This window comes from Arthrobacter sp. Hor0625 (genome assembly GCF_052567525.1).
Genome location: NZ_CP199586.1, coordinates 3,115,835 through 3,138,133, shown reverse-complemented (window position 1 = coordinate 3,138,133; position 22,299 = coordinate 3,115,835). Strand labels below are relative to the sequence as shown.

Below are 22,299 nucleotides of genomic sequence, written 5' to 3'. Positions count from 1 at the left end.
CGGGGTTAGGCTTCGGCTGGGCACACCGATGAAAAGCAGGGGGACAGGCATGCAGTGGGATGCGGCGAAGTACCGACAGTTCGGCGACTACCGGGACCGGCCGTTCTTCGACCTGACCGCACGGATCCGGGCCGAAGCGCCACGGCGCGTCGTCGACCTGGGCTGCGGACCGGGGAACCTCACGGCGACGCTGGCCGCCCGCTGGCCGGGCGCCGCCGTCGAGGGAGTTGATTCCTCGGCGGAAATGCTGGAGAAGGCGGAAACCGTGGGCGGGGGAAACCTCGGCTTCCGCCTGGCCGACATTGCCGACTGGATGCCGGCGCAGGACACTGACGTCGTCGTCACGAACGCCGCCCTGCAGTGGGTGCCCGGTCATCGCCAACTCCTCGCCGGCTGGCTGGAGGCACTGCCGGCAGGAGCCTGGTTCGCCCTCCAGGTGCCGGGAAACTTCGACGCCCCCTCCCACGCCCTGATGCGTGAACTGGCCGCCTCGCCGGAGTGGTCCGGACCCCTGGCAGGCGTGCTCCGCCACGACGACGTCGTCGCCGAACCCGCCGAATATCTCGAGCTGATGCTCGACGCCGGCTGCGACGCCGACGCCTGGGAGACCACCTACCTCCAGCTCCTGCCGGGCGAGGACCCCGTGCTGGAATGGGTCCGCGGGACGGGCCTGCGACCGGTGCTCGCGGCACTCCCGGCCGAGGAGGCCCGGAGCTTCGAGGCGGACTACTCGCGGCTGCTGAAAGAGGCCTACCCGCCCGGCCCCCACGGCACCGTCTTCCCGTTCCGCCGGATCTTTGCGGTGGCCCGCAAGCGGTCCTAAGGTGCCGCTTCCGGCCGCAGCCGCGCCTGCCGCCGGGGGACCGCCCGGGCCGTCCCGGGCCCTTGGCTTTACTGATGTGACACGCCGCGTGACAAAGTCTGCATGTGATGGGGCTTACAATGACAAGGCGGTCCGGGGGCGGCCGCAGCGCGGTCCGCAATCGAGCCCTGTTCCGGCGATGGAGGTTCGGTGCTGATCAAGCTGATGGGACGGCTGTTGTCCGCCCACCGCGCGGCGGTCCTGGCCATCGTCTGCCTTCAGCTCGTGCAGACCACCGCCGGCCTGATGCTTCCCACGCTCAATGCGGCCGTCATCGACGACGGCATCGTCGCCGGCAACACCCCCCTGATCCTGCGGCTGGGGGGATGGATGGCCGGCATAGCAGCGCTCCAGGTCGCGGCCGCGGTGGCCGCGGGCTACCTCGGTGCCGTTGTCGCCATGAAGATCGGCCACCGGCTGCGCTCGGACCTGTTCACCCGCGTACAGCATTTCTCCTCGCAGGACGTCGGCACGTTCGGCGCGCCGAGCCTCGTCACCCGCGCCACCAACGACGTCATCCAGATCCAGAACCTGGCGCTGCTGGCCTTCACCATGCTCGCCGCCGCCCCGGCCAGCTTCCTCGGCGGCATCGTGCTGGCCGCCCACCAGGATCTTCCGCTGTCCGGCATCGTGGCCGCCGTGATCCCCCTGCTCGCCGCCGTCATGGTGCTGATTGTCCGGCGGCTGATCCCGCTCTACCGCCAGGGCCAGGAGCTTCTCGAACGGATCGGCCGGGTGCTCCGGGAACAGATCATCGGCGCCAACGTCATCCGCGGCTTCGTCCGGCAGGACCACGAGATCCGCCGCTTCGACGCAGCGAACAAGGACCTGACCCGGAACAACCTGGCCTCCGCCCTGCTGGTGGCCCGCATGAACCCGCTGATCATGGTGGTGGTCAACCTGTCCTCCGTGGCCGTGGTCTGGTTCGGCGGCCACCGCATCGAGGCCGGCGAGATGCGGCTGGGCGCGCTGACGGCCTTCATTGCCTACATCCTGCAAATCCTCATCGCCATCATGATGGCCATGTACGTCTTCACCACGGCCCCGCGTGCCGCAGTCTGCGCCGAGCGCATCCAGGCCGTCCTGGACACCGAACCGTCCATTGCCGGGCCGTCCATTGCCGGGCCGTCCCGCGACGGACTGCCGGTGGCTGCCCCGGCCGCCGTGGAGTTCCGCGGCGTGTCCTTCGCCTACCCCGGGGCCGAGGCGCCGGTCCTGTCCGACATCTCCTTCACCGCCGCCCCCGGTTCGACCACCGCGATCGTCGGTGCCACGGGCAGCGGCAAGACCACGCTGCTGAACCTGCTGCCGCGCTTCCTCGACCCGACGGCGGGCTCCATCACCCTCGGCGGCCAGGACATCCGGTCCCTGCCGCTGGGAGCCCTGCGCGAACGGATGTCCCTGGTGCCGCAGCATTCCTACCTCTTTTCCGGCTCGGTCGCGGACAACCTGCGGATCGGCGGCCCTGCGGCCACCGATGCGGAGCTGTGGGGCGCCCTGGACACCGCCCAGGCCGAGGACTTTGTGCGCCGGCTTCCCGGCGGCCTGGACGCGCCGGTCAGCCAGGGCGGCACGAACTTCTCCGGCGGCCAGCGCCAGCGCCTGTGCATCGCCCGGGCCCTGCTCCGCCAGGCCCCGGTCTACCTGTTCGACGACAGCTTCTCCGCCCTCGACTACGTGACCGACCGCCGTCTCCGGGCCGCACTGGACTCCCTGCTGGCGCCCGCCACCGTGCTCATCGTGGCCGAACGGGTCTCGACCATCGAACGGGCGGATCAGATCCTCGTGCTGGAGGACGGCCTGTTGGCGGCGCGGGGCAGCCACGCCGAGCTGATGGAATCGTCCCGGACGTACCGGGAGATCGCGGCCTCGCAGCTGGTGCTGGAGGAGTCCCCGTGACCCCGGCACTGCCGGCGGGGCCGGAGGACGGGAAGTGGCGGGCCGCCTGGCGGCTGCTGGGTCTCCTGAAGCCGATGCGGGCGCGGATGGCGGGGGTCGTCGCGGCCACCTGCGGCTTTGCCGTGCTGAACGTCGCCGCCCCCAAGTACCTGGGCGACGCCACCGACGTCGTCGTGGCCGGGGTGGTCGGCGGCGCCTTCGATGAGCACAGGCTCGGCCGGCTGCTCCTCGCCGTCGCCCTGATGTACCTCGGGGCTTCGCTCTTCAGCTGGATCCAGGGCGCCCTGACCGCGACGGCCGTGCAGCGGCTGGTGTACGGGCTCCGGTCCGCGGTGGAGCACAAGCTGCACGTGCTGCCGTCCGGCCACTTCGACGACCAGCACCGGGGGGATGTGCTCAGCCGCGCCACGAACGACGTCGACAACGTCTCGCAGTCGCTCAACCAGCTGCTCAACCAGCTGATCATGTCCATCCTGATGCTCTCCGGCGCCCTTGCCATGATGTTCTGGCTCTCGCCCCTGCTGGCGCTGATTGCGCTGGCGTCCGTTCCGCTCTCCACCCTGCTCACCGTGCTCGTGGCGCGCCGGTCGCAGGCCCATTTCACCGAGCAGTGGGCCAGCACCGGCACCCTGCACACACACCTGGAGGAGTTCTTCACCGGCCACGAGGTGGTCAAAGCGTTCGGCCGGCAGGACGCCGCCGCGGCCGCCTTCGGCGAGAGCAACGACCGGCTGCTCCGCGCCGCGTCCCGGGCACACTACGTCTCCGGCATCGTGCAGCCGCTGATGATCTTCGTGTCCAACCTCAACTACATCGCGGTCGCCGTCGTCGGCGCCCTCCAGGTCGCCGCCGGCACCATGACGATCGGCGGCGTCCAGGCGTTCATCCAGTTCAGCAGGCTCTTCAGCCAGCCCATGGGCCAGATCGGCGGCATGCTGACCCTGATGCAGTCCTGCGCGGCGTCGGCCGAGCGGGTATTCGCCCTGCTGGACGCTCCGGAGATCCCCGCCGACGCGGCGGAACCGGCTGCCGGGGCCGCGGCGGCCGCCGCCCGCCGCGCTCCCCGCGGCCACCCCGGCGGCACCGGGCCGGCCCCCGCCGGCCGGGTCACGTTCGAGCACGCCACCTTCGGGTACAGCCCGGGGGCGCCCGTGGTCCAGGACCTGTGCTTCACCGTCGAACCCGGACAGACCGTGGCGATCGTCGGCCACACCGGCGCCGGCAAGACCACGGTGGTGAACCTCCTGATGCGCTTCTACGAGCTGGACGCGGGCCGCATCACCGTGGACGGTGCGGACATCGCCGGGATGCCGCGGGACCGGCTGCGTTCCGGGTTCGGCACCGTCCTGCAGGACGCCTGGCTGTTCACCGGCACCATCCGGGAAAACATCGAATACGGCCGGCCCGGGGCCAGCGACGAGGACGTCATCGCCGCGGCGCAGGCCAGCCACGTCGACCAGTTCGTGCGCGCCCTGCCGGCCGGCTACGCCACCATGCTCGGCAACGACGGCGACTCGCTCAGCCGCGGCCAGCGGCAGCTCATCTCGATCGCCCGGGCGCAGCTGTCCGGCCGGAGCATCCTGGTCTTGGACGAGGCGACCAGCTCGGTGGACAGCCGCACCGAGGTCCAGATCCGGCAGGCAATGAAGCGGCTCCGCCAGGGCAGGACCAGCTTCGTCATTGCCCACCGCTTGTCCACCGTCCGGGACGCTGATCTAATTCTCGTCATGGACCAGGGACGCATCGTTGAACAGGGCAAACACCGGGAACTGCTGGCGGGGGAGGGGCTCTACAGCTCGCTCTACCGCTCCCAGTTCGCCGGGCGCACCGACGCCGACAGCGTCCTGGAGCCGGAGCTGTGAGCCCGGTCGAGGCGGCCGCGGCGGCCTACCCGGGCGGTTGGAAGCCCAACACCGGCAGTTCCGTCCCGCTCTTCGAACAGCTGCGCCTGAACATCATCGAAAGGGCCGACGACGGGTCGCTCCCGCCGGGCACCCGGCTCCCGGCGGTCCGCAGCCTGGCGGCCGAACTGGGCGTGGCACCGCACACGGTGGCCCGCGCCTACAAGGAGCTGGAAGCAGCCGGCGTCGTCGCGACCCGCGGCCGCAACGGCACAGTGGTCTGCCCCCGCGACGAGGTCTGGAATTCGCTCAGTGCTGCGGCGGCTGACTTTGCCGCTGCCGCCCGCGCCCAGGGGGCCAGCTTCGCCGAAGCCGTCCAGCTGCTCGCCGCAGCCTACGACCGGCACTAACAGACGTTCCAATAGCACAAACACCGACCGAATAGAGATTCGAAGAAGTTTTCGATTAGCATTGGAGGCGTGCCTAAAGCCGTAGCTGAAGAACCCGCCATCGAAATCCAGCCCGCCGCCCTGCCCGACCGGCCCCTGTCCGGCGGCCAGGAGATCGTCCGCCCGGACCTCTCCCGGCTGGTCGTCAAGGGCGCGCGCGAACACAACCTGCGCAACGTGGACCTGGACCTGCCGCGCGATGCGATGATCGTCTTCACCGGTCTCTCCGGCTCCGGCAAGTCCTCGCTGGCCTTCGACACCATCTTCGCCGAGGGGCAGCGCCGCTACGTGGAATCCCTGTCGGCGTACGCGCGGCAGTTCCTGGGCCAGGTCGACAAGCCCGACGTCGACTTCATCGAGGGCCTCTCGCCGGCGGTCTCCATCGACCAGAAGTCCACGAGCAAGAACCCGCGTTCCACGGTCGGCACGATCACCGAGATCTACGACTACATGCGCCTGCTCTGGGCCCGCGTGGGACGCCCGCACTGCCCCGTCTGCGGCGAGCCCGTCACCAAGCAGACCCCCCAGCAGATCGTCGACCAGCTCCTCGAACTGCCCGACGGCACCCGCTTCCAGGTCCTGGCCCCCGTGGTCCGCGGCCGCAAGGGCGAATTCGTCGAACTGTTCAAGGAGCTCACCGCCAAGGGCTACTCCCGCGCCCGGGTGGACGACAAGCTTATCCAGCTCAGCGACCCGCCCAAGCTGGGCAAACAGTTCAAGCACACCATCGAGGTGGTGGTGGACCGCCTGGTCGTCAAGGAAGGCATCAGCCAGCGCCTCACCGACTCGGTGGAAACCGCGCTGGGCCTGGCCGAAGGCCGGGTGCTGGCTGAATTCGTCGACCTTGAGGCGGACGATCCGGACCGCATCCGCGCCTTCTCCGAACACCTCGCCTGCCCGAACGAGCACCCCCTGGCGATCGACGAAATCGAACCGCGCTCCTTCTCCTTCAACAACCCCTTCGGCGCCTGCTCGGTCTGCAGCGGCATCGGCACCCGGCTCGAAGTGGACGAGGAACTCCTGATCCCCAACCCGGAGCTGTCGCTCTCCGAGGGCGCCATCGCTCCCTGGTCGCTGGGCGCCGCCACCACCGAGTACTGGAACCGGCTGCTCGGCGGCCTGGCCAAGGAACTCGGCTTCAAGATGACCACGCCCTGGGAAAAGCTCTCCGCGGAGGCGCGGAAGACCGTCCTGCACGGCAAGGACCACAAGGTCGTGGTGCAGTACCGCAACCGCTTCGGCCGCGAACGCAAGTACAGCACCGGCTTCGAAGGCGTCGTGCAGTACGTGCACCGCAAGCACACCGAGACCGACTCCGATTCCGCGCGGGACCGCTACGAGGAATACATGCGGCAGGTCCCGTGCCCGGCCTGCAACGGTGCCCGGCTGAACCCGGCGTCGCTGTCGGTCCTGATCAACGGCAAGTCCATTGCCGAGGTCGCCGCCCTGCCGATGCGCGAATGCGCCGAGTTCCTCGACAGCCTGGTCCTCACCGGCCGGGAGGCACAGATCGCCCACCAGGTCCTCAAGGAAATCCAGGCCCGCCTGACCTTCCTGCTCGACGTCGGCCTCGAATACCTGAACCTGGAGCGGCCCTCCGGCACCCTGTCCGGCGGCGAGGCCCAGCGCATCCGGCTCGCCACCCAGATTGGCTCCGGCCTGGTCGGCGTGCTGTACGTCCTCGACGAGCCCTCCATCGGCCTGCACCAGCGCGACAACCGCCGCCTGATCGAGACCCTCACCCGGCTCCGCGACCTCGGCAACACCCTGATCGTCGTCGAGCACGACGAGGACACCATCCACGAGGCCGACTGGGTGGTCGACATCGGACCCGGCGCCGGCGAGCACGGCGGCACGGTGGTCCACAGCGGGTCCTACCAGGACCTGCTGAAAAACACCGAGTCCCTCACCGGCGACTACCTCTCCGGGCGCAAGTCCATCGAGGTGCCGAAGAAGCGCCGCAAATACGACAAGAAGCGCGAGCTGAAGGTCGTCGGCGCCAAGGAAAACAACCTCCTGAACGTGGACGCGGCGTTCCCGCTGGGGCTCTTCACCGCCGTCACGGGCGTCAGCGGTTCCGGCAAGTCCACCCTGGTCAACGAGATCCTCTACAAGGTCCTCGCCAACAAACTCAACGGCGCCAAGCAGGTCGCCGGCCGGCACAAGACCGTCCAGGGCCTCGAGCACTTGGACAAGGTGGTGCACGTCGACCAGAGCCCGATCGGCCGGACCCCGCGCTCCAACCCCGCAACCTACACGGGCGTCTTCGACCACATCCGGAAGCTCTTCGCGGAGACCACCGAGGCCAAGGTCCGCGGCTACATGCCCGGCCGGTTCTCCTTCAACGTCAAGGGCGGCCGCTGCGAGGCCTGCTCCGGCGACGGCACCCTGAAGATCGAGATGAACTTCCTGCCGGACGTCTACGTGCCCTGCGAGGTCTGCCACGGGGCGCGCTACAACCGCGAAACGCTCGAGGTCCACTACAAGGGCAAGACCATCGCCGACGTGCTGAACATGCCGATCGAGGAGGGCGCCGAATTCTTCGCCGCGTTCTCGCCGATCGCCCGGCACCTGAAGACCCTGGTCGACGTCGGCCTCGGCTACGTCCGGCTGGGCCAGCCCGCCACCACCCTCTCCGGCGGCGAGGCGCAGCGCGTGAAGCTGGCAGCGGAACTGCAGAAGCGGTCCAACGGGCGCAGCATCTACGTCCTGGACGAGCCGACCACCGGCCTGCACTTCGAGGACATCCGCAAGCTCCTCATGGTCCTCCAAGGCCTGGTCGACAAGGGCAACACCGTCATCACCATCGAGCACAACCTCGACGTGATCAAGAGCGCCGACTGGCTCGTCGACCTCGGCCCCGACGGCGGCTCCGGTGGCGGCCGGATCGTGGCCACCGGCACCCCGGAGCAGGTCGCGAAGTCCAAGGAAAGCCACACCGCCGCGTTCCTCGCCGAACTCCTCGGCTGAGGAACCCGCCGGGGCCCATGCCCCGCAGGGATGTATTCCCTGCGGGGCATGGGAGTTTCTGGCATCCGCGCAGTCGTGAGAAACTAGGCCGGTGACGCCAACAACCGTGCCCGCGAACTCCCACCCCGGCGGCACCTCCATCGGTCCGGCCGCGGGGACCACAGCCCTGAATGAGGTGCACATCCTTGGCAATGTTTGACGCGATCCGCTGGACCACCCGCGGGTTGATCTCCTCCACCTGCCGTCCCACCGTGATCGGCCTTGAGAACGTGCCCAAGGAGGGTCCGTTCATCGTTGCTCCGAACCACCTGTCCTTCCTCGACAGTGTGATCGTCCAGGCCCTCATGCCGCGCCCCGTGGCGTTCTTCGCCAAGGCGGAGTACTTCACCACCGGCGGCGCCAAGGGCAAGCTGATGAAGTCGTTCTTCGAGGCGGTCGGGTCCATCCCGGTCGAGCGCGGGGAGCAGGCCGCCAGCGTGCAGGCCCTGAAGACGCTGCTGGACATCCTCGACGCCGGCAAGGGCGTCGGGATCTACCCCGAGGGCACCCGCTCCCGCGACGGCATCCTCTACCGCGGCCGCACCGGCGTCGGCTGGCTGGCCCTCACGACGGGTGCGCCGGTGATCCCGGTGGGCCTGATCGGCACCGGGGACCTCCAGCCCGCCGACACCAACAAGATCAAGCCGCAGCACTTCACCATGAAGGTCGGCGAGCCGCTCTACTTCGACAAGACCGGACCGGACCACTCCCTGCCCGCGCGGCGCCAGGTCACCGACCGGATCATGGATGCCATCGCGGAGCTGAGCGGCCAGGAGCGCGCCACCACGTACAACCAGAGCAAGAGCGTCGACTAGCCGTTGCCGGCCCCGGCGGCCGCCGGGGCCGGCGGATGTCAGGTCCGCCCCGGCAGGCTCAGTAGAATGGGCTGGTGGCAAATCCAGCGAGTTACCGTCCGCAGACGGGCGAAATCCCGACCAACCCGGGCGTGTACCGCTTCCGTGACCCGCACGGCCGGGTCATCTACGTGGGCAAGGCCAAGAACCTCCGCTCCCGGCTGAACTCCTACTTCGCCAACCCCGCCGGGCTGCTGCCCAAGACCCACGCCATGGTCCACACGGCAAGCAGCGTGGAATGGACCGTGGTCGGCAGCGAACTGGAATCGCTGCAGCTCGAATACACCTGGATCAAAGAATTCAAGCCGCGGTTCAACGTCATGTTCCGCGACGACAAGTCCTACCCCTACCTCGCCGTCACGATGGGGGAGAAGTACCCGCGGGTCCAGGTACTCCGAGGCGACCGGCGCAAGGGCACCCGGTATTTCGGCCCGTACACCGCCGGCGCCATCCGCGAGACCATGGACACCCTGTTGCGGGTCTTTCCGGTCCGCAGCTGCAGCGCCGGCGTGTTCAAGCGCGCCGAGGCCAGCGGCCGCCCCTGCCTGCTCGGCTACATCGACAAGTGCTCCGCCCCCTGCGTCGGCCGGATCTCGCCCGACGACCACCGGGCCCTGGCCGAGGACTTCTGCGCCTTCATGGGCGGCGAAGCCAAGCGCTTTGTTTCCCGGCTGGAAAAGGACATGGCAGCCGCCGTCGCGGAACTGGACTACGAACGCGCGGCCCGCGTGCGCGACGACATCGTGGCCCTGAAGAAAGTCTTCGAACGCAACGCCGTGGTCCTGGCCGAGGACACTGACGCCGACGTGTTCGCGCTGCACGAGGACGAACTCGAAGCTGCCGTCCAGGTCTTCCACGTCCGCGGCGGGCGGATCCGCGGCCAGCGCGGCTGGGTGGTGGAAAAGGTCGAGGACACCACCACACCGGACCTCGTCGAGCACCTGCTCCAGCAGGTCTACGGCGAGGAGGGCGAGGTCCAGGGCAGGCTGCCGCGGGAAGTCCTGGTCCCGGAGGAACCGAGCAACGCCGAGGAACTGGCCCAGTGGCTCAGCGGCCTGCGCGGCGCCCGGGTGGACGTCCGGGTCCCGCGCCGCGGTGACAAGGCCACCCTGCTTTCCACGGTGCGGGACAACGCCGAGCATGCGCTCAAACTGCACAAGTCCCGGCGCGCCGGCGACCTGACCATGCGCTCCCAGGCGCTGCAGGAACTGCAGGAAGCCCTGGACCTGCCGGACGCGCTCATGCGGATCGAATGCTACGACATCTCCCACGTCCAGGGCACCAACGTGGTCGGGTCCATGGTGGTGGTCGAGGACGGGCTGCCCAAGAAATCCGACTACCGCAAGTTCTCGGTCACCGGGGCGGCCGCCAACGACGACACGGCGGCCATGCACGACGTCCTGACCCGGCGGTTCCGGCACTACCTGGAGGACCAGGCGGCGCAGGCGGCGGCCGCGGCAAAGCCCGGCCACCAGGCCGCGCTGGACGCTGCCGCGGAAGCGGTCGTCGCGGACACCACGACGGCGGCCCCGCGGGCGAAATTCGCCTACCCGCCCAACCTCGTCGTCGTCGACGGCGGCAAGCCCCAGGTGAACGCCGCCGCCAAGGCCCTGGCCGAACTCGGCATCGAGGATGTCTACGTCGTCGGGCTGGCGAAGCGGCTCGAGGAAGTCTGGCTGCCGGACAGCGACTTCCCGGTCATCCTGCCCCGGGCCTCGGCCGGTCTCTATCTGCTGCAGCGGATCCGCGATGAGGCCCACCGCTTCGCGATCTCCTTCCACCGGCAGAAGCGGGGCAAGGCCATGACGGTCTCGGCGCTGGACAGCGTGCCGGGCCTTGGCGAATACAAGCGCAAGGCGCTGCTGAACCAGTTCGGGTCGGTCAAGAACATCAAGGCCGCCAGCGCCGAGGAGCTGACCGCGGCGAAGGGAATCGGTCCCGCCCTTGCGGCCGCGATCGTGCAGCATTTCAGTGCCGACGACGGCGCCGCGGCCCCGGCGCTGCCGGCGGTCAACATGACGACCGGCGAAATGCTCGAAACTTAGCTAGCGCGGGCAATCTTAGCTAGGGTTAGGAGCTGAGGTGCGGCGCGCGCCGGCGGGAAACCGCCCCGCCGCCCTCGCGGCAGAGCGGACAGCAGAGATGGGGCACGACGGATGACAGAGTCAACGGCAGGATCCGGCATGGAGGCGGACGGGCTGACGCCGGTCAAGCCGATCGAAGCGGAGCTGCTGGTGGTGACCGGGATGTCCGGCGCCGGGCGCAGCACCGCCTCGGACGCCCTGGAGGACCACGGCTGGTACGTGGTCGACAACCTGCCGCCGCAGATGCTCGGGACGCTCGCTGAGCTCGTCTCGCACGCGCCCGGCTCCATCTCGAAGCTCGCCGTCGTCGTGGACGTCCGTAGCAAGGACCTCTTCGCCGACATCCGCGCCGCGCTGCGCAACCTCGAAGCCAGCGGGGTCATGTTCCGCGTCCTGTTCCTGGACGCCAGCGACGACGTACTGGTGCGCCGCTTCGAACAGGGCCGCCGGCCGCACCCGCTGCAGGGCGGCGGCAGGATCCTGGACGGCATCGCCACCGAACGCGAACTGCTGCGCGAACTGCGGGAATCCTCGGACATCGTGCTGGACACCTCGCCGCTGAACGTCCACGGCCTAGCCACCGCCATCACCGAGCTGTTCAGCGAGACCGGACCCGTCGCGCTGCGCCTGAACGTCATGAGCTTCGGCTTCAAATACGGCCTGCCCGTCGACGCCAACTTCGTCGCCGACGCCCGCTTCATCCCCAACCCGCACTGGGTGCCGCAGCTGCGCCCGCACACCGGACTGGACGAGGACGTCCGCGACTACGTGCTCGAGGCCCAGGGCGTCAGCAACTTCGTGGAACGCTACGTCCTGGCGCTCGAACCGGTCCTGGACGGCTACCGGCGCGAGAACAAGCACTACGCCACGATCGCCGTGGGCTGCACCGGCGGCAAGCACCGCTCCGTCGCCGTCGCCGTCGAACTCTCGCGGCGCCTGGCGCAGTACCCCCGGGTCACCGTCACCACCACCCACCGGGATCTGGGCCGCGAGTAATGGCGCTCCTGACCGGGCCCCTGCCCCTGGTTCCGGCCGCCAGCGCGGCCTCCGCCGGCCAGCAGGACAAAGGCCCCTCCGTCGTCGCCCTCGGCGGCGGGCACGGCCTCTCCGCCTCGCTGTCCGCGCTGCGGCTGCTCACCTCCGAGCTGACCGCTATCGTCACCGTCGCGGACGACGGCGGCTCCTCGGGGCGGCTGCGCGAGGAGTACGGCGTCCTCCCGCCCGGTGACTTGCGGATGGCACTCTCGGCCCTCTGCGACGACACCGACTGGGGCCGGACCTGGCGCGATGTCATGCAGCACCGCTTCAAGCCCGGCAAGGGCACCGGCGGCTCGCTGGACGAACACGCCATGGGCAACCTGCTGATCGTCACCCTCTGGGAGCTGCTGGGCGACGCCGTCGTCGGCCTCCAGTGGGCCGGCGCGCTGCTCGGCGCCCGGGGACAGGTCCTGCCGATGTCCACCACCCCGCTGACCATTGAGGGTGAGGCCCGGGTGGCGCGGCCGGACGGCGGATCCGAACTGCAGACCGTCCGCGGGCAGGCCAGGTGCGCCGTGGCCGGCCGGCTGGAGGCGGTCCGCCTCCTCCCCGAGGCCGCGCCCGCCTGCGTCGAGGCGCTCACGGCCATCGAACTGGCCGACTGGGTGGTCCTCGGCCCCGGGTCCTGGTACACCTCGGTGCTGCCGCACCTGCTGCTGCCCGAGATGCGCGATGCCCTGTGCAAGACCGAGGCCCGGCGGTGCCTGACCATGAACCTCGCCACCGACACCAAGGAAACGCTCGGCATGACCGCCGCGGACCACCTGCGCGTGCTGCGCGACTACGCGCCGGAGTTCAGCGTCGACGTCGTGCTGGCCGATCCCGCGTCGGTCCCGGACCGCCGCGACTTCGAGCAGGCCGCCGGGATGCTCGGCGCGGAGGTGGTCTTGGGTAAAGTAGGGGCGTCGAACCGCCGGCCGATCCACGACCCGCTGCGCCTGGCTACGGCGTACCACGACATTTTCGGGAACAGGTAGGAAAGGTGCCATGGCACTGACAGCATCAGTCAAGGAAGAACTTTCGCGGCTGGACATCAAGAAGTCCTCGGTCCGCAAGGCTGAGGTGTCCGCCATGCTCCGGTTCGCGGGCGGGCTGCACATTATCTCCGGCCGGATCGTGATCGAGGCAGAGGTGGACCTCGCATCCACTGCCCGCCGGCTCCGCGCCGCCATCGCCGAGGTCTACGGCCACCAGAGCGAGATCATCGTCGTCTCCGGCGGCGGGCTGCGCCGCGGCAGCCGCTACGTGGTCCGGGTGGTCCGCGACGGCGAAGCCCTCGCCCGCCAGACCGGCCTGCTGGACTCCCGCGGGCGCCCGGTCCGCGGCCTGCCGTCCGTCGTCGTCAACGGCTCCGCGGCCGACGCCGAGGCCGTCTGGCGCGGTGCGTTCCTGGCCCACGGCTCGCTGACCGAACCCGGCCGCTCCTCCGCCATGGAAGTGACCTGCCCGGGCCCGGAGTCCGCCCTCGCCCTGGTCGGGGCCGCCCGGCGGCTCGGCATCCAGGCCAAGGCCCGCGAAGTCAGGGGAGTGGACCGCGTCGTGATCCGCGACGGGGACACCATCGCGGCGCTGCTGACCCGGATGGGCGCCCACGACGCGCTGATGGTCTGGGAAGAGCGGCGGATGCGCAAGGAGGTCCGCGCCACGGCGAACCGGCTGGCCAACTTCGACGACGCCAACCTGCGCCGCTCCGCCCAGGCGGCGGTCGCCGCCGGCGCCCGCGTCGACCGGGCGCTGGAGATCCTCGGCGACGACGTGCCGGACCACCTCAAGTACGCCGGCGAACTGCGCGTGGCGCACAAGCAGGCCAGCCTCGACGAACTCGGCCGGCTCGCCGACCCGGTGATGACCAAGGACGCGATCGCCGGCCGGATCCGCCGCCTGCTGGCGATGGCGGACAAACGCGCGCAGGACCTCGGGATTCCCGGCACCGAGGCGAACGTCACGCCGGAAATGCTCGACGAGTAGCCGCGGCCGGTGGATTAAGGACAGAATCGAAGCCGGGGCGGGAATACCCCGGCGGGCCAGGGAGCTATGCACCCTGGGCCCGCAGCCACAGATTTCCGGGTGCCAGCCACCCGGATGCACAATCCGAGAAGTAGCAAAACCGGACGGACAGTCCATGACATTGGAGGATTTTGTGACCGAATACGTACTGCCAGAACTGGACTACGACTACGCGGCGCTGGAGCCGCACATCTCCGCGAAGATCATGGAGCTGCATCACAGCAAGCACCACGCCGCCTACGTCACCGGCGCGAACAACGCCCTGGCCCAGCTGGCCGAGGCTCGCGAAAAGGGCGACTTCGCCAACATCAACCGCCTCTCCAAGGACCTCGCGTTCCACACCGGCGGCCACATCAACCACTCCGTGTTCTGGAAGAACCTCTCCCCGGACGGCGGCGACAAGCCCGAGGGCGAGCTCGCGGCCGCGATCGACGACGCCTTCGGCTCGTTCGACGCCTTCCGTGCGCAGTTCACCGCCGCAGCCATGGGCCTTCAGGGCTCCGGCTGGGGCTTCCTGGCCTACGAGCCGATCGGCGGCAACCTGGTCATCGAACAGCTCTACGACCAGCAGGGCAACGTCGCGCTCGGCACCACCCCGCTGCTGATGCTGGACATGTGGGAGCACGCCTTCTACCTGGACTACGTCAACGTCAAGGCCGACTACGTCAAGGCGTTCTGGAACATCGTGAACTGGGCCGACGTAGCCCGGCGTTTCGACGCCGCCCGGCAGAACGCCACCGGCCTGATCACGCTCTGACCCCGTCCGCGGACGGCGCCGTGCTGTAACAAAGCTCACATTCCGGTCCATTCGGCCCGGATCGTGGACTGCCCGCCCCCGCAGTTGCGGGGGCGGGCCCAGTTAAACGTAAGATGGATCACGGAAGGCGGTTAGCCTTCAGCAACGTGGCTGGTCGCCCTCCGATCTGGTAATCATCTCTGCCCAATGGCGTGCGGGATCTGTTAGTTGGCTTGAACGCCTACTCAACTAATCGTGCTTGATAGAGAGCACCAAGGAGACTGAAAACGTGACGACACGTATTGGTATCAACGGCTTCGGCCGCATCGGCCGCAACTACTTCCGCGCCGCCCTGGCCCAGGGTGCAGACCTCGAGATCGTGGCAGTCAACGACCTGACCAGCCCCGAAGCGCTGGCCCACCTCTTCAAGTACGACTCCGTCGGCGGCCGCCTGGCCGAATCCATCGAGGTCAAGGACGGCAACATCGTCGTCGACGGCAAGACCGTCAAGGTCCTCGCGGAGCGCGACCCGGCCAAGCTGCCCTGGGGCGAGCTCGGCGTCGACATCGTGATCGAATCGACCGGTTTCTTCACCAAGGCCGCCGACGCGCAGAAGCACATCGACGCCGGCGCCAAGAAGGTCCTGATCTCCGCCCCCGCCTCGGACGAGGACATCACGATCGTGATGGGCGTCAACGACGGCCTCTACGACCCGGCCGCGCACAACATCATCTCCAACGCGTCCTGCACCACCAACTGCCTCGGACCGCTGGCCAAGGTCGTCAACGACGCCTTCGGCATCGAGCGCGGCCTGATGACCACCATCCACGCCTACACGGCCGACCAGAACCTGCAGGACGGCCCGCACAAGGACCTCCGCCGCGCCCGCGCCGCCGCCATCAACATGGTTCCGACCTCCACCGGCGCCGCCAAGGCCATCGGCCTGGTCCTCCCGGAGCTCAAGGGCAAGCTCGACGGCTACGCCATCCGCGTCCCGGTCCCGACCGGCTCGGCCACCGACCTGACCGTCACGGTCTCCCGCGAGACCACCGTCGAGGAAGTCAACGCCGCGCTCAAGGCCGCCTCCGAGACCGAAGAACTCAAGGGCCTGCTGACCTACACCGACGAGCCGATCGTCTCCTCGGACATCGTCGGCGACCCGGCGTCGTCCATCTTCGACTCCGGCCTGACGAAGGTCATCGGCAACCAGGTCAAGGTTGTTTCCTGGTACGACAACGAATGGGGCTACTCCAACCGCCTCGTCGACCTTACGGAGCTTGTCGCGTCCAAGCTGGGCTAGGGTAAGACTCATGACATTCCACACCCTCGACGAACTGATCGCTGATGGTGTCCGCGGGCGGTACGTTCTGGTTCGAAGCGACCTGAACGTGCCGCTCGACGGCTCTACAGTCACTGACGACGGCCGCATCAAGGCCTCCCTGCCAGTGCTGTCGAAGCTCACGGACGCCGGTGCCCGCGTGCTGGTCACGGCACACCTGGGCCGCCCCAAGGGCGCCCCGGACGCGAAATACTCGCTGAAGCCCGCCGTCGACCGGCTGGCTTCCCTGGCGTCCTTCAAGGTTTCCCTCGCCGACGACACCGTGGGGGAGTCCGCCACAGCGGCCGCCGCCGCGCTGGCCGACGGTGAGGCGCTGGTGCTCGAGAACGTGCGTTTCGACGCCCGGGAGACGTCCAAGGACGACGCCGAGCGTGGCGCCTTCGCCGACGAGCTGGTGGCCCTCACCGGCGCCAACGGGGCCTTCGTGGATGACGCCTTCGGCGCCGTGCACCGCAGGCACGCCTCCGTGTACGACGTCGCCACCCGGCTGCCGTCCTACCAGGGCGACCTGGTCCGCACCGAGGTCGAGGTGCTGCGCAAGCTGACCGATGACACCCAGCGGCCCTACGTCGTCGTCCTCGGCGGTTCCAAGGTCTCCGACAAGCTCGCGGTCATCGCGAACCTGATCGGCAAGGCGGACACCATCATGGTCGGCGGCGGCATGCTGTTCACCTTCCTCGCCGCCGCAGGCCACAAGGTCGCCGGCAGCCTGCTGGAAGAGGACCAGATCCCCGCGGTGCAGGACTACCTCAAGCGGGCGGCCGACGCCGGGACCGAGTTCGTGGTCCCCACCGACGTGGTCGTGGCGGAGAAGTTCGCTGCCGAGGCGGCCCACGAAACCGTCCCCGCGGACGCGATCGAGTCCAGCAGCTTCGGCGCCGCAGGCATCGGCCTGGACATCGGGCCGGAGTCGGCATCGGCCTTCGCCGACCGCATCAAGGGCGCCCGCACCGTGTTCTGGAACGGGCCGATGGGCGTCTTCGAGTTCCCCGCCTTCGCGGCCGGCACCCGTGCCGTGGCGCAGGCCCTGACCGAGACCGGGGCGTTCACCGTCGTCGGCGGCGGCGACTCCGCGGCTGCGGTCCGGACGCTCGGCTTCGCCGATGACCAGTTCGGGCACATTTCCACCGGCGGCGGCGCCAGCCTGGAATACCTGGAGGGCAAGGACCTGCCCGGCCTGAGCGTGCTGGACCGCTAGAACCTCCAGCCGGCACGGTGCCCCGGCGGGCACCGTGCCGGCTTCTTCACCGCAACGACTCTTTTGGAGATCATGTGACAACCTCAACCAACGGCAAGTTCGACCGGAAGCCCTTTATCGCGGGCAACTGGAAGATGAACATGGACCACGTCCAGGGCATCACCCTGCTGCAGAAGCTGGCCTGGACCCTGTCCGACGCCAAGCACGACTACAGCCGGGTGGAGGTCGCCGTCTTCCCGCCGTTCACCGACCTCCGCGGTGTGCAGACCCTCGTCCAGGGCGACGAGCTCCAGGTCGCCTACGGCGGGCAGGACCTGTCACAGTTCGACTCCGGTGCGTACACCGGCGACATCTCCGGCCAGTTCCTGGCCAAGCTCGGCTGCCGCTACGTCCTCGTCGGCCACAGCGAACGCCGCACCATCCACCACGAATCCGACGAGGTCCTGAACGCCAAGACCAAGGCCGCCTTCCGCCACGGCATCACCCCGGTGCTGTGCGTCGGCGAAGGCCTCGAGGTCCGCCAGGCCGGCACCCACGTCGAGCACACCCTGGCCCAGCTCCGCGCCGGCGTCGAAGGCCTCACCGGCGAGCAGGCGGCCGAGCTCGTCGTCGCCTACGAGCCGGTCTGGGCGATCGGCACCGGCGAGGTCGCCGGGCCGGACGACGCGCAGGAGATGTGCGCCGCGATCCGCGCCGAGCTGTCCACCCTGTTCGACGCCCCCGTTGCCGCCAGGACCCGGCTGCTCTACGGCGGCTCGGTCAAGGCCAACAACGCCGCCTCGATCCTCAAGGAACGCGACGTGGACGGACTCCTCGTCGGCGGTGCCAGCCTGGACGCGGCCGAGTTTGCTAATATTGTCAGGTTCGAGAGCCACCTGCTGGCGGACTAGTCCGGACACAGCTCTGGCCCCCGTATTCCCCTCTTCCGAAAGGCCGTCGTGGACGTTCTTCATGTCATCCTGCAGGTGCTGCTGGGCATCACCAGCCTCCTGCTGACCTTGCTCATCCTGCTCCACAAGGGGCGCGGCGGCGGCGTGTCCGACATGTTCGGCGGCGGCATGAGTTCCGGGCTGAGCTCCTCGGGCGTGGCCGAACGGAACCTGAACCGTTTCACCGTGATCCTGGGCGTCACCTGGGGCGTCGTGATCATCGCCCTCGGCCTGCTGATGCGCTTCAGCACCGGCGCCGACTCCTAGGCTGACGCGCCGGACAGGCGCTCACAACTTCATATGGGCCTTGCGGCCCTCCCGGCATCGGGAACTCCCGGCGTACGCTGTCGCTGGCAAGAACCACACCACCGACAGTAGCCAGGAGTTCCCGATGCTGCATTCTGCTTCCGGATTCAGGGGCATCCGTGTAGGAGCTATCGCCGGGGCACCGGCCCGCCACGAGCCGCTCGACGGCAGGGGTGTGGGCCAGCCCCGGATTTCCGTGACCTACCAGTGCGCCAAGGGGCACCAGACCGTCCTGGTGTTCGCCAAGCTCCCGGAAGAGCAGATCCCCGGGGTGTGGGACTGCAGGCGCTGCGGCGCTGCCGCGACCCGTGATGAGGCCCGGTTCGCGCTGGAGGACGGACCGGCCGAGGGATTCAAGAGCCACCTCGAGTACGTTAAAGAGCGGCGCTCCAGCCAAGACGCCGAAGACGTGCTGGCCGGAGCGCTGGAAAAGCTACGCGCCCGCCGGGCCCTTCCGAACGAGCTGCTCGGGGACGCGTGAGGCCGCGTCCTCGTCGATCAGCCACAGCGTCCGGTTCCGGCCCCGCGGGCCCGCGGCCGGCACCTGCACGGGGTTAGCCCCGGCGAGGGCCAGGCCCACGGCTCCGGCCTTGTCGTCGCCGGCCACCACCATCCAGACCTCGCTGGCGGTGTTGATCGTCGGCAGCGTCAGGGACAGCCGTGCCGGCGGCGGCTTGGGGGAGTTCCTGACCCCGACGACCGTGAGGTCCTTCTCGCGGATGCCAGCCTGCTCGGGGAAGAGCGAGGCCACGTGCGCGTCGGGTCCGACGCCCAGGAGCACAATGTCCAGCCGGGGCAGCCGGCCCGGCTGTTCCGGGCGGTCATCGGACATGTCGGCGGCGTGCTCGGCCGCGGCAGCCTCGGCCAGGCGGCGGGCGTAGTCGGCCGCCGCTTCTTCCGGGGTGTCGAAGTCATCCGTGGACCCCGGGACGTGCACGCGGGCCGGGTCGACCGCGATGTGCGAGAGCAGCGCCTCGTGCGCCTGGCGTGCGTTGCGGTCAGCGTCGTCGCGGGCGACGAAGCGTTCGTCCCCCCACCAGAAGTTCACCTTGGACCAGTCCACCGCCGGGGCGGCAGGGGACTGGGCGACCGCCTTGAGCGATCCGATGCCCATCGTGCCGCCGGTCAGCACCACCGTGGCCTCGCCGTGCCGGTCCTGGATGTCCACGAGCTTGGTGATCAGGCGTGCCGCGATCGCGGCCATCAGGACTGTGGAGTCAGGATGGATGCTTACTCTGGGCTCAGCGCTCACTGGGACGGACACTCCTTAGGTTGGTACGGGGCAGTCCCATAGTAATCACTTCACCGAACACTTCATCCGGGTCCAGCCGCCGGAGCTCCTCGGCCAGGCAGTCCTTGAGGCTGCGGCGCGGGAGGGAGATCCGCTGCGCGGGCTGGCCCGGCTGGGTCAGTTCGGCGACCGTGAGGCCGGGCCGGTACAGCTGGATGTCACCGCCGGTGCGGGTCAGCCGCACCCGGCGGATGCCGGTGCCGGCCGGGTCCGCGACGATGGTGACCGGGGCGTCCAGCGCCAGGGTCAGCCAGGCGGCCAGCAGCATCGTGCTGGGGGAGTCGGAGGCGCCTTCGACGGCGACCGCGGTCACCGGCGAGGAGTCCACCTGGTCGAGCACGGCGGCGAGCTGGATCCGCCAGTTCGTCAGGCGGGTCCAGGCCAGGTCGGTGTCGCCGGCCTTGTAGGTGGCGCGGAGGTTGTCCAGCGCCGCGAGCGGATCGGCCTCATTGGCGGCGTCCGTGATGCGCCGGTGCGCGATCTTACCGATGGAGGTTTCGCAGGCGTTGCGCGGGGCGCCGTGCGGCCACCACGCCACGATCGGCGCGTCCGGCAGCAGGAGCGCGGCCACCAGGGATTCGCTTTCCTCGGCGAGCTCGCCGTAGCCGCGGAGCAGGATGACCTCCGAGGCGCCGGCGTCGCCGCCCACCCGGATCTGGGCATCGAGCCGGGTCGGTGCCGAGGCCCCGGCGTCGGCGAGGACGATGATCCGGCAGGGGTGCTCGCGGCTGGCCTCGTTGGCGGCCTCGATGGCCTCCTCTTCCAGGCCGGACTTGGTCACCACGACCAGGGTCAGCACGCGGCCCAGGGCGATCACGCCGCCCGCCTCCCGCAGCGCCATGATCTTCTTCGAAATCTTGGAGGTCGTTGTGTCGGGGAGATCTACGATCATGGCCTTCTCCAGGTGCGTCCGTCGCGGGCGAGCAGTTCAGCCGAGGACGGCGGACCCCAGCTGCCGGGGGCGTAGGGTTCCGGCTGCTCGTCCAGGCTGGCCCAGTACTCCTCAAACGGATCGAGGATCTTCCAGGACAGCTCCACCTCCTGGTGCCGCGGGAAGAGCGGCGGCTCGCCCAGCAGGACGTCTAGGATGAGCCGTTCGTAGGCCTCGGGGCTGGATTCGGTGAAGGAGTGTCCGTAGCCGAAGTCCATCGTCACGTCACGGACTTCCATCTGCGTGCCGGGAACCTTGGAACCGAAACGGATCGTGGCGCCCTCGTCCGGCTGCACCCGGATCACCACGGCGTTCTGGCCGAAGTCGTCCTCGCCGTGGTCGCGGAACAGCAGGTTCGGGGCCCGCTTGAAGATGACGGCGATCTCGGTCACCCGGCGGCCCAGGCGCTTCCCGGCCCGCAGGTAGAACGGCACACCGCTCCAGCGGCGGGTGTTGATGTCCACCCGGATCGCGGCGAACGTCTCGGTGGTGGAGTCGGCCGGGATGCCCTCCTCCTCGAGGTAGCCCACGACTTCCTCGCCGCCCTGCCAGCCGCCGGTGAACTGCCCGCGCGCCGAATGGGTCGAGAGGTCCTCCGGCAGCCGGACGGCGGCCAGGACCTTCTCCTTCTCGGCCCGGAGGTCGCCCGCGTTGAAGGAAATCGGTTCCTCCATGGCGGTCAGGGCCAGCAGTTGCAGCAGGTGGTTCTGGATGACATCGCGGGCCGCGCCCACGCCGTCGTAATAGCCGGCCCGGCCGCCGGTGCCGATGTCCTCGGCCATGGTGATCTGGACGTGGTCAACGTAGTTGGCGTTCCACAGCGGCTCGAACAGCTGGTTGGCAAAGCGTAGCGCCAGGATGTTTTGGACCGTTTCCTTGCCCAGGTAGTGGTCGATCCGGAACACGGCGTCCGGCGGGAAGACGGATTCGACGATGTCGTTGAGCTGGCGCGCGGACTCGAGGTCGTGCCCGAAGGGCTTCTCGATCACGACGCGGCGCCACTTGTCGCCTTCCGCCTGGGCCAGCCCGTGCTTGGAGAGCTGCCGGCAGACCAGTTCGAACGCCTTCGGCGGGATCGACAGGTAAAAGGCGTGGTTTCCCCGGGTCCCGCGCTGTTCATCGAGTTCGTCGATTGTGTCGCTGAGCCGCTCGAACGCGTCGTCGTCGTCGAATTCGCCCTGGACGAAGCGGATTCCCTCGGAGAGCTGCTCCCAGACCGTTTCGTCGAAGGGGGTGCGGGCGTAGTTCTTGACCGCTTCCTTCACCTCGGCGGCGAAGTCCTCGTTCTCCCACTGGCGCCGGGCGAACCCGACCAGGGCGAAGCTGGGCGGCAGGAGCCCGCGGTTGGCCAGGTCGTAGACGGCCGGCATCAGCTTCTTCCGGGCAAGGTCGCCGGTGACGCCGAAGAGGACAAGGGAGGAGGGCCCGGCGATGCGGTTGAGCCGCCGGTCCCGCGGGTCGCGGAGCGGATTGCGCCCACGGCCCGCCGACGGACGGGCGCCGTTTTGCGAAAATGGCATGGTGGT

General features: G+C 69.2%; 19 protein-coding genes. 16 read left to right on the top strand and 3 right to left on the bottom strand.

The genetic code is table 11. The annotated features are described in order from the left end of the window. Positions 1-49: 49 nt before the first annotated feature. From ACTWLI_RS14410 to ACTWLI_RS14335, 16 genes are all read left to right on the top strand, one after another. Positions 50-823: a trans-aconitate 2-methyltransferase gene (locus tag ACTWLI_RS14410; RefSeq protein WP_445154457.1), complete on the top strand. Its 774-nt coding sequence runs from the start codon at positions 50-52 to the stop codon at positions 821-823. A gap of 204 nt (positions 824-1,027) precedes the next feature. Next, positions 1,028-2,761 carry an ABC transporter ATP-binding protein gene (locus ACTWLI_RS14405; RefSeq protein ID WP_445156199.1) on the top strand — a complete coding sequence of 578 codons (1,734 nt, stop codon included), beginning with the start codon at positions 1,028-1,030 and terminating at the stop codon, positions 2,759-2,761. A gap of 86 nt (positions 2,762-2,847) precedes the next feature. Then, positions 2,848-4,623, top strand: a complete 1,776-nt coding sequence (locus ACTWLI_RS14400; protein WP_445156198.1) for an ABC transporter ATP-binding protein — start codon at positions 2,848-2,850, stop codon at positions 4,621-4,623. Then, positions 4,620-5,012, top strand: a complete 393-nt coding sequence (locus ACTWLI_RS14395) for a GntR family transcriptional regulator (protein ID WP_445154456.1) — start codon at positions 4,620-4,622, stop codon at positions 5,010-5,012. Before ACTWLI_RS14400 ends, ACTWLI_RS14395 begins: the two co-directional genes overlap by 4 nt. A gap of 69 nt (positions 5,013-5,081) precedes the next feature. Beyond that, entirely contained in the window at positions 5,082-8,021 is a 2,940-nt protein-coding gene (uvrA, locus tag ACTWLI_RS14390; protein ID WP_445154455.1) for an excinuclease ABC subunit UvrA, read from the top strand. 185 nt (positions 8,022-8,206) lie between these two features. Continuing rightward, positions 8,207-8,875, top strand: coding sequence for a lysophospholipid acyltransferase family protein (locus tag ACTWLI_RS14385; RefSeq protein WP_445154454.1), 669 nt, complete (start codon positions 8,207-8,209; stop codon positions 8,873-8,875). Positions 8,876-8,949: 74 nt separating this feature from the next. Then, positions 8,950-10,959 (top strand): excinuclease ABC subunit UvrC, encoded by a 2,010-nt coding sequence (gene uvrC / locus ACTWLI_RS14380; protein WP_445154453.1) that lies wholly within the window; start codon positions 8,950-8,952, stop codon positions 10,957-10,959. 111 nt (positions 10,960-11,070) lie between these two features. Further along, entirely contained in the window at positions 11,071-11,994 is a 924-nt protein-coding gene (gene rapZ / locus ACTWLI_RS14375; protein ID WP_445154452.1) for an RNase adapter RapZ, read from the top strand. Further along, the gene (locus tag ACTWLI_RS14370; protein ID WP_445154451.1) at positions 11,994-13,013 is read left to right on the top strand and encodes a gluconeogenesis factor YvcK family protein; all 1,020 of its coding nucleotides are present in this window, start codon (positions 11,994-11,996) and stop codon (positions 13,011-13,013) included. Before rapZ ends, ACTWLI_RS14370 begins: the two co-directional genes overlap by 1 nt. A 10-nt stretch (positions 13,014-13,023) precedes the next feature. After that, on the top strand, positions 13,024-14,004 hold the full coding sequence (gene whiA, locus ACTWLI_RS14365) for a DNA-binding protein WhiA (protein WP_056739545.1): 981 nt from the start codon (positions 13,024-13,026) through the stop codon (positions 14,002-14,004). A 172-nt stretch (positions 14,005-14,176) separates the two neighbouring features. Beyond that, positions 14,177-14,800, top strand: coding sequence for a superoxide dismutase (locus ACTWLI_RS14360; RefSeq protein WP_445154450.1), 624 nt, complete (start codon positions 14,177-14,179; stop codon positions 14,798-14,800). Positions 14,801-15,068: 268 nt separating this feature from the next. After that, entirely contained in the window at positions 15,069-16,079 is a 1,011-nt protein-coding gene (gene gap / locus ACTWLI_RS14355) for a type I glyceraldehyde-3-phosphate dehydrogenase (protein ID WP_445154449.1), read from the top strand. A gap of 10 nt (positions 16,080-16,089) precedes the next feature. After that, the gene (locus ACTWLI_RS14350) at positions 16,090-17,316 is read left to right on the top strand and encodes a phosphoglycerate kinase (protein WP_445154448.1); all 1,227 of its coding nucleotides are present in this window, start codon (positions 16,090-16,092) and stop codon (positions 17,314-17,316) included. A gap of 74 nt (positions 17,317-17,390) precedes the next feature. Further along, a complete protein-coding gene (gene tpiA / locus ACTWLI_RS14345; protein WP_445154447.1) occupies positions 17,391-18,206 on the top strand; it encodes a triose-phosphate isomerase in 816 nt (271 codons plus the stop codon). Positions 18,207-18,254: 48 nt separating this feature from the next. Continuing rightward, positions 18,255-18,512: a preprotein translocase subunit SecG gene (gene secG, locus ACTWLI_RS14340; RefSeq protein WP_056739536.1), complete on the top strand. Its 258-nt coding sequence runs from the start codon at positions 18,255-18,257 to the stop codon at positions 18,510-18,512. 124 nt (positions 18,513-18,636) lie between these two features. Then, positions 18,637-19,032 carry an RNA polymerase-binding protein RbpA gene (locus ACTWLI_RS14335; protein WP_445154446.1) on the top strand — a complete coding sequence of 132 codons (396 nt, stop codon included), beginning with the start codon at positions 18,637-18,639 and terminating at the stop codon, positions 19,030-19,032. Here ACTWLI_RS14335 and pgl read toward each other — a convergent pair. From pgl to zwf, 3 genes are read right to left on the bottom strand one after another with little or no spacing between them, the layout of a single operon-like run. After that, positions 18,985-19,803 (bottom strand): 6-phosphogluconolactonase, encoded by an 819-nt coding sequence (pgl, locus tag ACTWLI_RS14330; protein WP_445154445.1) that lies wholly within the window; start codon positions 19,801-19,803, stop codon positions 18,985-18,987. The two genes, ACTWLI_RS14335 and pgl, sit on opposite strands and share 48 nt — an antisense overlap. Further along, the gene (locus tag ACTWLI_RS14325; RefSeq protein WP_445154444.1) at positions 19,793-20,734 is read right to left on the bottom strand and encodes a glucose-6-phosphate dehydrogenase assembly protein OpcA; all 942 of its coding nucleotides are present in this window, start codon (positions 20,732-20,734) and stop codon (positions 19,793-19,795) included. The genes pgl and ACTWLI_RS14325 overlap by 11 nt, the downstream gene beginning before the upstream one ends. Beyond that, positions 20,731-22,293 carry a glucose-6-phosphate dehydrogenase gene (gene zwf, locus ACTWLI_RS14320; RefSeq protein ID WP_445154443.1) on the bottom strand — a complete coding sequence of 521 codons (1,563 nt, stop codon included), beginning with the start codon at positions 22,291-22,293 and terminating at the stop codon, positions 20,731-20,733. Before zwf ends, ACTWLI_RS14325 begins: the two co-directional genes overlap by 4 nt. Between the last annotated feature and the right edge of the window lie 6 nt (positions 22,294-22,299).

Bases quoted from the DNA above. Each gene is read 5' to 3' on its own strand.
- ACTWLI_RS14410 (WP_445154457.1), top strand. From the start codon at position 50: ATGCAGTGGGATGCGGCGAAGTACCGACAGTTCGGCGACTACCGGGAC.
- ACTWLI_RS14400 (WP_445156198.1), top strand. From the start codon at position 2,848: ATGGCGGGGGTCGTCGCGGCCACCTGCGGCTTTGCCGTGCTGAACGTC.
- ACTWLI_RS14325 (WP_445154444.1), bottom strand. From the start codon at position 20,734: ATGATCGTAGATCTCCCCGACACAACGACCTCCAAGATTTCGAAGAAG.
- ACTWLI_RS14370 (WP_445154451.1), top strand. From the start codon at position 11,994: ATGGCGCTCCTGACCGGGCCCCTGCCCCTGGTTCCGGCCGCCAGCGCG.
- whiA (WP_056739545.1), top strand. From the start codon at position 13,024: ATGGCACTGACAGCATCAGTCAAGGAAGAACTTTCGCGGCTGGACATC.
- zwf (WP_445154443.1), bottom strand. From the start codon at position 22,293: ATGCCATTTTCGCAAAACGGCGCCCGTCCGTCGGCGGGCCGTGGGCGC.
- ACTWLI_RS14350 (WP_445154448.1), top strand. From the start codon at position 16,090: ATGACATTCCACACCCTCGACGAACTGATCGCTGATGGTGTCCGCGGG.
- rapZ (WP_445154452.1), top strand. From the start codon at position 11,071: ATGACAGAGTCAACGGCAGGATCCGGCATGGAGGCGGACGGGCTGACG.
- ACTWLI_RS14335 (WP_445154446.1), top strand. From the start codon at position 18,637: ATGCTGCATTCTGCTTCCGGATTCAGGGGCATCCGTGTAGGAGCTATC.
- ACTWLI_RS14405 (WP_445156199.1), top strand. From the start codon at position 1,028: ATGGGACGGCTGTTGTCCGCCCACCGCGCGGCGGTCCTGGCCATCGTC.